Annotated in this window: 14 protein-coding genes and 1 tRNA gene; 14 read left to right on the forward strand and 1 reads right to left on the reverse strand. The window is 60.0% G+C overall.

The features are described from left to right. Positions 1-16: 16 nt before the first annotated feature. From gnd to LKE65_RS01190, 6 genes are read left to right on the forward strand one after another with little or no spacing between them, the layout of a single operon-like run. Positions 17-1015 (forward strand): phosphogluconate dehydrogenase (NAD(+)-dependent, decarboxylating), encoded by a 999-nt coding sequence (gnd, locus tag LKE65_RS01165; protein WP_278740110.1) that lies wholly within the window; start codon positions 17-19, stop codon positions 1013-1015. 53 nt (positions 1016-1068) lie between these two features. Continuing rightward, positions 1069-1977 (forward strand): HAD family hydrolase, encoded by a 909-nt coding sequence (locus LKE65_RS01170; protein ID WP_278740112.1) that lies wholly within the window; start codon positions 1069-1071, stop codon positions 1975-1977. A gap of 17 nt (positions 1978-1994) precedes the next feature. After that, positions 1995-2744 carry a 6-phosphogluconolactonase gene (gene pgl / locus LKE65_RS01175; protein ID WP_278741722.1) on the forward strand — a complete coding sequence of 250 codons (750 nt, stop codon included), beginning with the start codon at positions 1995-1997 and terminating at the stop codon, positions 2742-2744. 17 nt (positions 2745-2761) lie between these two features. Continuing rightward, positions 2762-3475, forward strand: a complete 714-nt coding sequence (gene rpiA, locus LKE65_RS01180) for a ribose-5-phosphate isomerase RpiA (RefSeq protein WP_278740113.1) — start codon at positions 2762-2764, stop codon at positions 3473-3475. A 2-nt stretch (positions 3476-3477) separates the two neighbouring features. Next, on the forward strand, positions 3478-4056 hold the full coding sequence (locus LKE65_RS01185; RefSeq protein WP_278740116.1) for a gluconokinase: 579 nt from the start codon (positions 3478-3480) through the stop codon (positions 4054-4056). A gap of 13 nt (positions 4057-4069) precedes the next feature. Next, positions 4070-4297 carry a hypothetical protein gene (locus LKE65_RS01190; RefSeq protein WP_086646239.1) on the forward strand — a complete coding sequence of 76 codons (228 nt, stop codon included), beginning with the start codon at positions 4070-4072 and terminating at the stop codon, positions 4295-4297. A 50-nt stretch (positions 4298-4347) separates the two neighbouring features. Here the strand turns inward: LKE65_RS01190 and LKE65_RS01195 are convergent, their stop codons facing one another. Then, positions 4348-4572, reverse strand: coding sequence for a hypothetical protein (locus tag LKE65_RS01195; protein WP_278740117.1), 225 nt, complete (start codon positions 4570-4572; stop codon positions 4348-4350). Positions 4573-4680: 108 nt separating this feature from the next. On the opposite strand from LKE65_RS01195, the gene LKE65_RS01200 reads away from it, so the two are divergent. From LKE65_RS01200 to LKE65_RS01235, 8 genes are all read left to right on the forward strand, one after another. Further along, positions 4681-5715 (forward strand): sugar ABC transporter substrate-binding protein, encoded by a 1035-nt coding sequence (locus LKE65_RS01200; protein WP_244896401.1) that lies wholly within the window; start codon positions 4681-4683, stop codon positions 5713-5715. 89 nt (positions 5716-5804) lie between these two features. Further along, positions 5805-7574, forward strand: a complete 1770-nt coding sequence (locus LKE65_RS01205; RefSeq protein WP_278740118.1) for a chloride channel protein — start codon at positions 5805-5807, stop codon at positions 7572-7574. Between the two features lie 121 nt (positions 7575-7695). Then, positions 7696-8721, forward strand: coding sequence for an NAD(P)H-quinone oxidoreductase (locus LKE65_RS01210; RefSeq protein ID WP_278740119.1), 1026 nt, complete (start codon positions 7696-7698; stop codon positions 8719-8721). 63 nt (positions 8722-8784) lie between these two features. After that, positions 8785-9483 carry a YggS family pyridoxal phosphate-dependent enzyme gene (locus LKE65_RS01215; RefSeq protein ID WP_165925506.1) on the forward strand — a complete coding sequence of 233 codons (699 nt, stop codon included), beginning with the start codon at positions 8785-8787 and terminating at the stop codon, positions 9481-9483. A 121-nt stretch (positions 9484-9604) separates the two neighbouring features. Further along, complete coding sequence (locus LKE65_RS01220; RefSeq protein ID WP_278740122.1) at positions 9605-11596, forward strand: potassium transporter Kup; 1992 nt, start codon at positions 9605-9607, stop codon at positions 11594-11596. A gap of 4 nt (positions 11597-11600) precedes the next feature. Continuing rightward, positions 11601-12755, forward strand: coding sequence for a radical SAM family heme chaperone HemW (hemW, locus tag LKE65_RS01225; RefSeq protein ID WP_166113178.1), 1155 nt, complete (start codon positions 11601-11603; stop codon positions 12753-12755). 44 nt (positions 12756-12799) lie between these two features. Beyond that, the gene (locus LKE65_RS01230; protein WP_086646246.1) at positions 12800-13231 is read left to right on the forward strand and encodes a DUF1489 family protein; all 432 of its coding nucleotides are present in this window, start codon (positions 12800-12802) and stop codon (positions 13229-13231) included. A 147-nt stretch (positions 13232-13378) separates the two neighbouring features. Further along, positions 13379-13454: transfer RNA gene (locus tag LKE65_RS01235), tRNA-Glu, on the forward strand. The last annotated feature ends 12 nt before the right edge of the window (positions 13455-13466 follow it).

The raw sequence follows: 13466 nt of genomic DNA on the forward strand, positions 1-13466 counted from the left end.
AAAGCGGAGAGAGATCATGCAGATAGGCATTGTTGGGCTGGGCAGGATGGGGGGCAACATTGCCGTCCGCCTGACACGCTTTGGGCACGACGTTGTTGTGTACGACCGGGACGCCGCAGCGGTGGAAAAAACCGTGGCACGGGCAGAACCCGGCCGCGCAGCAGGGGCAAGCAGTCTGGCCGATGTTGTTGCGCAGCTACGTGGCCCGAGAAAAATTGTGTGGTCCATGCTCCCCGCTGGCGACATTACGGAAGAAACCGTTATGTCCCTTGCCGGGCTGATGGGCCGGGGCGACATCGTTATTGATGGGGGCAACACCTACTACAAGGACGATATCCGCCGCGCCAGGGTGCTGGCCGAAAAAGGGATTGATTACCTTGATATTGGCACATCCGGCGGCGTGTGGGGGCTGGATCGGGGCTACTGCATGATGTACGGCGGCGCCAGAGAAGCCGCTGACCATATTGACCCCATTCTGGCAGCACTTGCTCCGGGCATGGGGGACATCCCCCGCACCCCCGAGCGTGACCGCGAAGGGCTGGACCCGCGGGCCGAGCTGGGGTACCTGTATTGTGGTCCGGCGGGGTCGGGTCATTTTGTCAAAATGGTCCATAACGGCATTGAATACGGCATGATGCAGGCCTTTGCCGAAGGCTTTGACGTTATGTACCGCAAGGACTCCCCACTTCTGGCCGAGGACGAACGGTTCTCGCTTAACATGGCCGATATTGCCGAAGTCTGGCGCCGGGGTAGCGTGGTGTCCTCCTGGCTGCTGGACCTGACGGCACAGGCTCTTGCCAATAATGGCGAGCTTTCCAAATTCAGTGGGGAAGTCAGCGATTCGGGCGAAGGCCGCTGGACCATTGAAGCCGCTATTGAAGAAGCCGTGCCCGTGCCGGTCATGACGGCTGCCCTGTTTACGCGCTTTCGTTCACGCAGTGACAATACATTTGCAGAAAAAATCCTGTCCGCCATGCGCTTCGGCTTTGGCGGCCACGTAGAAAGCAAAGGCTAAACGCCTTTTACCCCCGGCCCTTATACGGGCCGGGGCATTGGGGGAAGAACACAATGGCAGGCTTTGGGCAGAACAGACATGGCCCCGAACGCCCCCCTGCCCGCCAGATCCGCCTTGTTGTTTCCGACATGGATGGCACGCTGCTCACGCCGGACAAGCAGATTACCCCCCAAAGCATGGCGGCAGCGCAGGCATTGCAGCTTGCGGGCGTACCTCTCTGCCTTGTCAGCAGCCGCCCCCCCGGTGGAATGGAAATGTATTTTGCGCAGTTAAGGGTCAGCACCCCTTACGGCGCGCTTAATGGCGGCACCCTGTTCAACCCCGACCGGACCATCCGCTCCAGCCTCTCACTCGCTCCACAAACCGTGCAGGAAGCCCTGAACCTGCTGACTGCCCCGCAGGTGGACCCGTGGCTGTTCCGTGGGCATGAGTGGCTTGTACGCGATGCTCAGAACCCTCTTGTGCTGGCAGAAAGCCAGACCGTGCAAAGCACACCAACACAAGTGGGCGACCTGCGCGCCTGTGTGCATGATATTGGCAAGGTTACCGGCTCCACGGCAGACCACGCCATGCTACAGGAGCAGGAAGTCCATATAGGCCGCAAACTGGCCGGGCAGGCCAGTGTTGCCCTCTGCAGCAAATGGTTTTTGGATATTACCCCCCTGCACGCCAACAAAGGATATGCCGTGCGCCAACTGGCCGCTGACTACGGCATAAGTGTGGGCGAAGTTGCCTGTATCGGGGATATGAACAACGACATTCCCATGCTGGCCATTGCCGGGCTCGCCATTGCAATGGGCCAGTCCACCCCGGGTGTGCAGGCCTACGCGCATTGCATAACCTCCCCCAACACGCAGGAGGGCTGGGCCCGCGCGATAACGGAGTTTGTGCTGCCCCGTTGCCATACGGCCCCCGCCCCGCATTATGCTCCCGCCCCTGCAAATGCTGCACCCCCTCCATGAGCATGAAAGACCCCATGATGCCCGGACAGACCACCGCCACTGGAACCATGCATGTTTTTCCCCACCGGGAGGCACTGATAACCGGACTGGCGGACTGGCTGCTCGAACGCAGCCTTGCCAAAGCTGACACAGCACCGTTCCGGCTGGCGCTCAGCGGGGGTTCCACCCCCCAGCATCTGTATGCCCTTATGGCCAGCGCACCCTATGTTGCGCGCTTTCCGTGGCATAACATGCAGTTTTTTATCGGGGATGACCGCTTTGTGCCCCATGACCATGCCGACAGCAATTTTGGCATGATGCAGCGTCTGCTTTTTTCAAAAGCCCCTATTCCTGCCTCCAATATTTTTCCCATGCCAGACCACGGGCTGGCCGAAGAGGCTGCTGGAGCGTACGAACAGACCCTGAAAAACCTTTACGGGGAACAGGATTTTTCACCAGAGCGGCCTTTTTTTGATGTGCAGCTGCTGGGCATAGGCACGGACGGGCACACGGCCTCGCTTTTTCCCGGCCAGCCTGTGCTCGACAACCGTAGCGCATGGGTTGCAAGCTGTGTGCCCCCCACAGCACCCCATACCCGCCTGACGCTGACCTACCCTGCCATTCATTCCAGCCAGCATGTGGTTTTTTTGGTGGAAGGCGCCGCCAAACGGGATATTCTGGCCCGCATTCGTGCGCAGGACCCCGCATGCCCGGCCAGCGCGGTTACGGCGCAAGGCGAACTGATATGGTTTACAGACCAGGCTGCAGCCCCATCGGGCCAAGAATAACAAGGACAAACAGACAGATGACAACCACCACACCCGACCCCGCAGCAGCTTTTAAGCAGCAATCCGCCGTAAAAGCCGCATCTCTGGTGCAAAGCGGTATGGCCGTGGGCCTTGGCACCGGCTCCACCGCCAAATTTGTGGTTGCCGAACTTGGCCGCCGCATACGCGAGGAAGGGCTGCGGATTACCGCCATTCCCACATCCATCGTGACTGAAAAGCAGGCGCGCGAAGAGGGTATTCCCCTGACCACCTTTGGCCAGCAGCCCGAGCTTGATCTGGCCATAGATGGCGCGGATGAAATTGAACCCAGAACCCTGAACCTGATCAAAGGGCTGGGCGGGGCACTTCTGTGGGAAAAAATTGTGGCCGCCGCGGCAGCCCAGTTTGTGGTAGTGGCTGATGCCAGCAAATACGTGGACCACTTAGGCACGCGCTGCCCCCTGCCTGTAGAGGTCATTCCTTTTGGATGGGAAAATGCCGCACGTAAGCTGGGGCTTTTGGGGGCACAGGTTACACCGCGCCGCATGCGCGATGGGTCTTTTTTTCTCACGGATGAAAAAAACCTGATCATGGATTGTGTTTTTCCAGCCATTATGGAGCCCGAAGAGCTGAGCCACGCCCTGTATGGCATTGTTGGCGTGGTAGAACATGGGCTGTTCCTGCATATGGCCACACAGACCATTACCGCAGGCCCGGAAGGTATTCGGATCATCACACCACAAGGGAGCTAGGCATGTCTTTGAACAGTTCAGCTTTTCCGCCCGGGCATGTTCTGCCCGCCCAGCCTGCGGCACATGGTATTGGCAAACGCCTTATTGTTGTCATGGGGGTTTGTGGGTCTGGTAAAACCACTATTGCCGAGGGCCTGCATAACGAACTGGGCTGGCCATGGCTGGATGCGGACACCCTGCACGATGCCAGCAGCATTACCAAAATGCGCGATGGTATTCCCCTGACTGACACAGACCGCAAAGCATGGCTGGAGCGGTGCCACGCGTGGCTCAAATCCTGCGCGGAACACAATACCGGTGGTATTCTGGCATGCTCGGCACTCAAGCGTGCGTATCGCACCATGCTGAGTGCACAGGGGCTGGCTGTGCAGTTTGTTTATCTACATGCAGATGAAGGAACTTTGCACACGCGCCTAAGCACACGCACAGGCCACTTTATGCCCCCCGAGCAACTACCCAACCAGTTGGAAACACTCGAACCCCCACACCCGGACGAGGCTGCATGGTCCTTGCCAACCCTGCACCAGCCAGCAGAAACCATTGCCGAGATCATGGGTCTGCTCAAAGCCAGCAAACACTGAAAGACCGCCAGCTATGGGGCATAACTACGCCAAACCACTGACCTCGGGCCAAAAAATGGAACGCCTGTTAGGCCGCATTCCCCCATCGTGGCATGTGGTGGTGGAGCGGCAGGCGGGGGAGGCCCAATGGCGGGCGCTGGCCCATGCCCCCGGACAGGATGGCGCATGGAGTGACCTCCACCCCGACCCGGCCGATGCACTGGAAGATAGCTGGCGCCGTAACCGCACGGTTACGGTCTGACGTTAAAAACCCAATAGCCCGTTATCCGCGCATAACATGCGCCATAAAGCTCAGGCTTTCCGCTTTGCCGCCTGCCTGCCGGTCTGGGGTTTATTGTAAGGCTTGCCGGTCAGGGGGTTTATGCGTGCTGTGCGGGTGCGCTGGGGCGTTGGGTCGGACACAACATAGGCCTGTATGCCTTCCGCCTGCCGGGCGCGGGCAAAACGCTGCGCGTGCGATAACTGCGCTGCGTAATACAGAACCCTGTCCCCCACCATAACACTATGTTTGCGCACGCTCTGCCGCCTTCTGCTGGTATGGCTGCGGGGCTTTTGCCTCCCCCGCCGATGTGGCTTGCAAGCCGCCTGTCCATATTTTAATATATCTGAAATTAGGATAAGCGCATGACCTTCCACCGCCCCAGATATTTCAGCCTGCCACGCATTATGGCAGCCATGGCTGCAAGCCTTGCTTTTTGCGCTCCCCTGCACGCACAGGCCCGCCTTGTAACAGATATGAGTGGCGCAACGGTCGAGATCAAGGATGGTGCCCCCCCCATTGCCGACCTGTGGTTTGCCCATAACGAAATAAGCGTCATGCTGGGTGCGGCACCGCGCATACGGGTCACGGCGGAAAATCCGGGCGATAATCCCTGGCTTTTCAAAATTTCTCCCGTTCTGTACATGGCGCATATGGGTGTCAAACCCGATACGGCCAGCGCGGAATACCTGCTGGCCAACAGAATTGGCCTGACATTTGTGCCCACCAAAGCCAAGGCGGAAGAGCTCAGGCGCGCAGGCGTGGCAGCCCTTGCTGCCGAATACATGACCATGCCGGACCTGCTGAGTTCGCTCGACATGAGTGCCGAGGCCATTGGCACGCAGGAGGCCCATAATACCGCCAAGCGTTACCGCCAGGAAATGGAGCGCGTGCTGGAGCTGCTCAAGTTCCGCACGGCACAGGTTCCTGCAACCGAACGCCCACGCGTGCTCCACATTGCCCGTTTCTCCCCCCTGCAGATTGATGGGCAGAAAACCCTGATTGATGCCTGGATTCAGGCCGCCGGAGGCATCAACGCCGCAAAAATTGCAGGCAATCACAGGCCAGTCAGCTTTGAGCAGATCGCTGTGTGGAACCCCGATGTGGTTATTGTGGACTCCGCCGCCGGGGAACTCCCCGAATCTTCCCCCCTGCGCACGCTCAACGCCTTCCAGCAGCAAAAATGGTGGACCAACCCCAAAGGGGTATTTGCATGGGACCGCTACGGCTGCGAAGCCCTGCTACAGGTCCAGTGGGTTGCAAAAAAACTCCACCCCACCTTGTTCGCGGACCTGGATATACGGACCGCACTGCGCAATTTTTACAACATCTTCTTCCGCTACCATCTGAGCGAGGATGATATTTCGCGCATTCTGGCAGCACAGCCCCCTGCCCCATAAGCCAGCGCAATAGCAGGCTGCCCCATAAGCGGTATGGCATTCATACATCTTATTGGACGCCCTGCCCCCATGCTGTTATGCCATGCAGCATGACAGCGTTGCTGGAACACCTGCGCTCCCATAAGACGCCAGCCCGGTGGCTTGCGGCCCTGCGGGCACTGGTGCGCACGGATTCGCTCTGGCTGCTTGTTCTGGGGGCCATAACCGGCGTGCTGGCAGGGCTGGCCGTAAGCCTGATCACCTTTACCACCTTGCTCGCCCATAATCTGCTGGCTCCCGGTTACAAGCGCCTGTCCGGGCTGGAGCACGTGGCTCCCTGGCGCGCCCTGCTGGTACCCGCCATTGGTGGCCTGCTGCTGGGGCTTTGGCATTACACCCTGCAACGCCACAACCGCCACAGACCGGTTGACCCGATTGAGGCCAATGCCCTGCATGGGGGGCGTATGTCCCTGCGGGATAGCCTGATTGTAACGGGGCAGACCATTCTTTCCAACGGCTGTGGTATTTCCCTTGGGCTGGAAGCCGGATTTACCCAGATTGGCGCGGCCTTTGGCTCGCGCATCGGGCGCAACCTGCGCATGCACCGGGCTGATGTGCGCCTGCTTGTGGGGTGTGGCGCAGCCGGGGCCATTGGTGGCGCTTTTGATGCCCCCCTCGCAGGGGCGTTTTACGCATTTGAACTCATTATAGGTTCCTACGCTTTTCCCCTGCTGGCCCCGGTTGCCTGCGCCTCCTTATGTGCGCTGGCTGTTGTGCACCTGACGGGGGAAACACTCCCCGCCATTACCATGACCATTCCGCAGGATATTCCAGCACTGGCCTACCCCCTTCTGGCGGTGCTGGGGGGTATTTCCGCCCTGATCGGCGTTGCACTCATGAAAAGTGCTGCCTACGCGGAACAGATTTTTGCGGTGTGCATCAAGCCCCTGTGGCTACGGCCCATGGTGGGTGGGCTGCTGGTCGGCGGGCTGGCCATTATATCCCCCACCGTTCTGTCCTCGGGCCATATTGCCATGCGGGCGGGGCTGGTCAGCCCACCCCTGCTCTGGGCCGCATTGGGGCTTTTGCTGCTCAAGGCAGCGGCCTCTACCCTCTCAATCGGGTCGGGGTTCAGGGGGGGACTGTTTTTTGCCTCGCTTTATCTGGGGGTGCTGACCGGGGCCGCTTTTGCCAGTGTGGTTGCCCCCGTTATGGATCTTTCTCTGGGACTGTGCACGATTGCGGGCATGTGCGCGCTGGCCACCGCCATTATTGGCGGACCGCTGACCATGATCCTGCTCACGCTGGAAACCACCCACAGTGCCAACCTGACCGCCGCCGTAGCCCTGACCGCCCTTGTTGCCTCCTTTACGGTCAAACGCATTTTTGGCTATTCCTTCGCCACATGGCGCTTCCACCTGCGGGGAGAAAATATTCGCTCCGGTGTAGATGTGGGGTGGATGCGCACCTTAACCGTAGGCCGCATGATGCGTACGGAGCTGGATACGCTGGCCGCAGACACAACCGTTGCTACGGCCCGCACAAACTTTGCCGGGCGCATGCCCCGCTATATCGTGCTGCACAATGGCCAGAACCATTACGCCGGACTACTGGAAAGCAACCTGATCCAGTCCATTACCATTGCCCCCGACCAGCCTCTTTCCGCTCTAGTGGAGCATGACGGGGAAGTACTTTCCCCCGATTTTTCAATCGGGCATGCCGTTGCCGCCTTTGAACGCACAACCCGCCCGGCACTGGCCGTAACAAACAGGGAGGGCCATGTGCTGGGTATTCTCAGCGAGCGTTACGTCCTGCGCCGTTACGCGGAAGAACTCGAACGCACCCGCCGCGAACTGGCGGGGGAAAAACACGGTAAATAGCCCGGCAACCGCCTGCCTCCGCGTCACGTAGCACGGACGTGATCGCCCGGCCTCTTTTGCCCCGCACGGCTACCCCCCATAATAACAGGGTCTGATTGTTATCAAAAACCGGCGGTGTCCCATGCCTGCTGCACCTGTTGTTCCATCCTCCATGCAAGCAATCTGCTTTACCGAACCCGGAGAGCCAGACGTTTTGCACCTTGAAACCCTGCAGGTTCCCCAACCCGGCCGGGGGGAAGTGCTAGTGCGCGTCATGGCTGCAGGCGTTAACCGCCCCGACCTTATGCAGCGCAAGGGGCTTTACCCCCCTCCGCCCGGAGCCTGCCCCCGGCTTGGGCTGGAAATAGCAGGGGAAGTGGTGGCCTGTGGCCTGCCACAGGAGGGCACCCCCATGCCCGCTCCCGGCAGCCGTGTATGCGCCTTAACCAATGGCGGCGGTTATGCGCAGTACTGCCTTGTGCCCGCAGGCCAGTGCCTGCCATGGCCCAAGGGTTTTAATGCCGAGCAGGCCGCCGCACTGCCGGAAACCTATTTTACCGTCTGGTCCAACCTGTTCATGCCGACCATGCCCGAACCCGGTGCACGGGTGCTGATCCATGGCGGCACCAGCGGTATTGGCACCACGGCCATTCAGCTTGTCAAAGCCTTTGGCGGGCAGGCTTTTGCAACCGCTGGCACAGATGAAAAATGCGCCCTGTGCACGGAGCTGGGGGCTACGGCCATTAACTACCGCACAGAAGATTTTTTAACCCGTATTCGCGAACTGACCCACGATCAGGGCGTGAACATTATTCTGGACATGATTGGCGGCGCTTACTTCAACCGCAACCTCAAATCCCTCACGCTTGATGGCCGGCTGGTTATTATTGCCCTTCAGGGAGGAGCCAAGGCGGAACAGGCCGATCTGGCCCGGATTATGACCCGCCGCCTGACCGTAACAGGTAGCAGCCTGCGCCCCAGAGACAGCGCCAACAAGGCCCGCATTGCCCGCGAACTGCATGAGCGGGTATGGCCCCTGCTGGACCGGGGAAGCATAAAACCGCTTATCCATGCCACCTTCCCGCTCGCACAGGCCAATCAGGCGCACAAGGCGCTGGAGGAAGGTAACCACATTGGCAAAATTGTCTTAACGGTCTCCCCCGCCTAAAAGGAAAGATACAAGAGCAGGGGCAACCCTGCCTTTCCGTTTTGCAAGCACTTCCGGGGCCCCATGGATACGTCTCTCCCTTCCGCCACGTCCAGCATTGCCGATCGGCTTTGCGCCGTGCGCCGCAGCATGCACGCCGCAGCCCTTGCCGCCGGGCGCGACCCGGCTGAGGTGACTCTGGTGGCCGTCTCCAAATTCCACCCCCTGCAAAGCGTGCAGGAGGCTCTTGCCGCGGGGCAGTGTGTGTTTGGTGAAAACCGGGTGCAGGAGGCCACAGCCAAGTTCCCACCCCTGCGGGCCGCCAACCCCGACCTGCGGCTGCACCTGATTGGGGGCCTACAGACCAACAAGGCGCGCGATGCAGTCCGCATTGCCGATATGATTGAAAGCCTCGACCGCCCCGCACTGGTGGATGCCATTGCCCGCGCGGCAGATGCGCAGGGTCGGCTGCCCGACCTGCTGGTGGAGGTCAACACAGGTGATGAACCCCAGAAGTTTGGTGTGCCAAAAGAAGAGGCCGATGCGTTTATACGCCTGTGCCAGAAGCGATTTGGCCCATCCCTACGGGGGCTAATGTGCATCCCCCCCGCAGAGCAGAATCCGGTCCCGCATTTTCAGCTCCTGCGCAGTATGGCCCAGACCCATGGCCTGCCTGTGCTGTCCATGGGCATGTCGGCCGATTTTGAGCAGGCCATTGCGCACGGTGCCACCCTTGTACGGGTTGGCAGCGCCATATTTGGCCCACGCCCGGCACTAGCCTGAACGGCCCATTCTCAATAATGGTAGCCGGTATGCCTTGCCTCTGGCACTCTGCGCACTTTATGCAGGGCATCCTAGAATTTCTTTTTTCTTCTTCAGCCCCTGACGCGGAGCCAGAAATGCCATGACCGACGCCGACAGTACAACGCCCAAAGGTTCCGCCCCGGCTCCGGGCGAGACGCCCCAGACCACCGGAGCACCAGAACCACGGCGGATTGCCGAGTTCGACGCGGATCAACCACAACATGCCATGGCACCCGTAGGCTTTGCTGCCCTGCTGAGCGTGCTGGGTGTTGTTTATGGTGATATCGGCACAAGCCCGCTTTACGCCTTTCGGTCCACGGTGGAGGTCATTTCTGACCACCACAAGGTGGAACCGTGGGAAATCATGGGGGTTGCCAGCCTTATCTTCTGGACCCTGATCCTGATCGTGACCGTTAAATATGTGCTGCTCATCATGCGGGCAGACCATAATGGCGAGGGCGGTATTCTGGCGATCATGTCCCTGGCCCAACGCGTGACCACCAGCACGCGAACGCGGCTGGTGCTTGGCATGGTCGGGATTATTGGCACCTGTCTGTTTTTTGGGGATGGCATTATTACCCCCGCCATTTCCGTGCTTTCAGCCATCGAAGGGGTGGAAGTCAGTATTCCCGCAGCACACGAGGTGGTTATCCCGGTTGCCATACTGGTCATTATCAGCCTGTTTAGCGTGCAATGGGTGGGTACAGGCCGGGTGGGCACCATATTTGGCCCGGTCATGCTGCTCTGGTTTGGTACGCTGGGTACGCTCGGCGTTATCGAGATCATGCACCACCCGCATATTCTGCTCTCCCTCTCCCCCACCTATGCGCTGGAGTTCGTGTTTTACCACGGCAAACTCTCCTTTCTGGCCCTTGGGGCGGTTGTGCTGTGCGTAACCGGGGCAGAGGCGCTGTATGCGGATATGGGGCATTTTGGCCGCGCTCCCATCCGCTACGCATGGCTGTTTTTTGTGCTGCCCATGCTGGTGCTGAACTATTTTGGGCAGGCCGCACTGGTTATTGCAGACCCCAAGGCGCTGGCTAACCCGTTCTTCCTGCTATGCCCGCACTGGATGCAGGGGCCAATGGTGGTGCTGTCCACACTGGCAACGGTTATTGCAAGCCAGGCCGGGATTTCGGGCGGGTTCTCGCTCTGCCGCCAGCTTATTCAGCTCGGTTACATGCCGCGTCTGCGCATTACCCACACCAATGCGGAAGAAGAAGGCCAGATCTACCTGCCCGACTTCAACCGCTTCCTTGCTGTGGGTGCCGTGCTGCTGGTGCTGGCCTTCCGCAGTTCGGATGCTCTGGCCTCGGCTTACGGCATTGCGGTTACGGGCACGTTTATATGCACCTCCATTCTGGCCATTGCGGTCTTTCGCAAGCACTTCAACTGGCCCGCATGGCAGGTTGGCATGGTGTTTGGTGGCTTTTTGCTGCTCGATGGCACGTTCTTTACCGCCAATGCGCTCAAAATCCCTGATGGCGGGTGGGTACCCGTAATGCTCGGCTGCGTGCTGACACTGATGATGACGACATGGAAAAAGGGCCGCGGCCTTATTATTGCCCGCCAGCGGCAGGACAGCCTGCCCATGGGCTCCTTTATTGCCCGTCTGCCCCAGTCGCGCACCATTATCCGCGTACCGGGCATGGCCGTATTCATGACCAGCACGCCCGACTTTGTGCCCCCCTGCCTGCTGCATAACCTGCGCCACAACAAGATCCTGCATGACCACGTGCTGTTTGTAACCGTGCAGAACCTTGACCAGCCGGAAGCCGAACGTGGCCACCGCGTAACGGTGGAAGAACTGGCACCGGATGTGTACCGGGTCATCCTGCGCTACGGCTTTATGGAAATGCCCAACATCCCCCGCGCGCTGGAAGAACTCAAAGCCAATGATGTGGACTTTGATGCCCTTCAGGCCTCGTACTTCACATCGCGCGAACTGGTCACACGTTCCTCGGTGCCGCGCATGTCGCGGTGGCGGATGTCCATCTTCCTGTTCATGCTGCGTAACTCGACTTCGAGCATGGAGTTCTTCCGTATTCCGCCCGACCGCGTGGTGGAACTGGGCGTAAAGGTAGCCATCTGAGCGCGTGCAGCACGAACCACTCGCCCTTTACATCCACTGGCCGTTCTGTCTGGCCAAATGCCCGTACTGTGACTTCAACTCCCATGTACGCGAGCATATTCCGCAGGCCCGGTTTGCCAAGGCACTCCGGGCCGAACTGGCACACGACGCCGCACGGCTGGGCCGCCGGAAGCTGACATCCATCTTCTTTGGCGGCGGCACACCCTCGCTCATGGCGCCAGAAACCGTGGCAGCCCTGATAGAAGATGCCCGCACCCTGTTTGACGCGGCTCCGGACATGGAGATCACGCTGGAAGCCAACCCGACCAGCGTGGAAGCCGGGCGGCTACACCAGTTCCGTCAGGCAGGTGTCAACCGCGTCTCCCTTGGTATTCAGGCGCTGGAGGACCGGGCTCTTGCCTTTCTGGGCCGGGAACATTCCGCGGCACAGGCCCGCGCGGCGCTGGAGACAGCACGCAGCCTGTTCCCCCGCCTGACATTTGACCTGATCTACGCCCGGCCAGAACAGAGCATTGCCGCATGGCGGCAGGAACTGGCCACAGCCCTGCAACTGGCGGATGACCACCTCTCCCTCTACCAGCTCACAATCGAGCCGGGCACGCGATTTGAAGCCCTCTACCGCCAAGGCGCGTTCACCCTGCCCGACAGTGATACAGCCGCCGCCCTGTACGAAACCACGGCCGAACTCACACAGGCCCACGGCATGGCGGCGTATGAAGTGTCCAACTACGCGCGCCCCGGCAGCGAGAGCCAGCACAACCTGACCTACTGGCGGTATGGGGATTATCTGGGCATTGGGCCGGGAGCACATGGCCGCCTGAGCTTTGGCAGTGCGCTCAAGGCCACACGCCGCCACCGCGCGCCCGAACCTTGGGCCGAACGGGTGGAACACACAGGCACCGGCCAGACATCGGAAGAAGACCTCACACCCCATGACCGTGCGCAGGAAATGCTGCTGATGGGCCTGCGTGTGCATGAGGGTATTCATCTGGCCCGTTTTGCAGCCCGCACTGGCATGACGCTGGACAACGCCGTGGATCAGACCATTCTGGCGCAGGCACTGCACGAAGGCTACCTGATACGCGACGACCAGACACTCCGCGCCACAGCAGAAGGCAGGCTGCGGCTTGAGGCCCTTCTGGCAGCTCTTGTGCTCTAACTCCGGCAGGGTGTTCCATACCTGACCACCACCATGTGAGGGACATGATAAACCTGATCAAACTTGTTGTTGGTGTTTCCTCGCTGGATGAGCTGGCGGAGCGCCAGCGTTTACCCGCCAACCAGCGCCGCCACCCCGGCAGCGGCACAATGCTGCCTGTTGTGCACACACGGACTTTTCCCAAGCAGGCGGCAGCACTGCTCCAGGGTGGGTCACTTTACCGGGTTATTGCGGGGCTTATCCTGTGCCGCCAGCGCCTTGTGGACATTCAGCCCGAAACACGGGCCGATGGCACAAATGGCACATTGCTTTTTATCGACCCCACCATCATCCGGGTGGAAGCCCGCGCCCTGCGCCCTTTTCAGGGCTGGCGGTACCTGAACCCGGCTGACGCACCGCCCGACCTGAGCAGCAGCGCGCGGCATGACGACCTCCCCCCCGCACTGCAAAAGGAACTGACCCTACTTGGGTTATAAGGCAGCCCCAACCCGGTATGGAACAGCGCCCCCACATGGGAGAATGCCAGAGCATTGGCCTCTCGTTCAAAAAAAAATGCACAAATGTCATTTAGTTGCTTGACGCTCCGTACATTCCACTCTAAACAGCGGCTCAACAACGCCTCTGTCCCGTTCGTCTAGAGGCCTAGGACACTGCCCTTTCACGGCGGCAACACGGGTTCGAATCCCGTACGGGATACCATCTGGTATCAAG

The organism is Acetobacter fabarum (genome assembly GCF_022483405.1).
Taxonomy (GTDB): Bacteria; Pseudomonadota; Alphaproteobacteria; order Acetobacterales; family Acetobacteraceae; genus Acetobacter; species Acetobacter fabarum.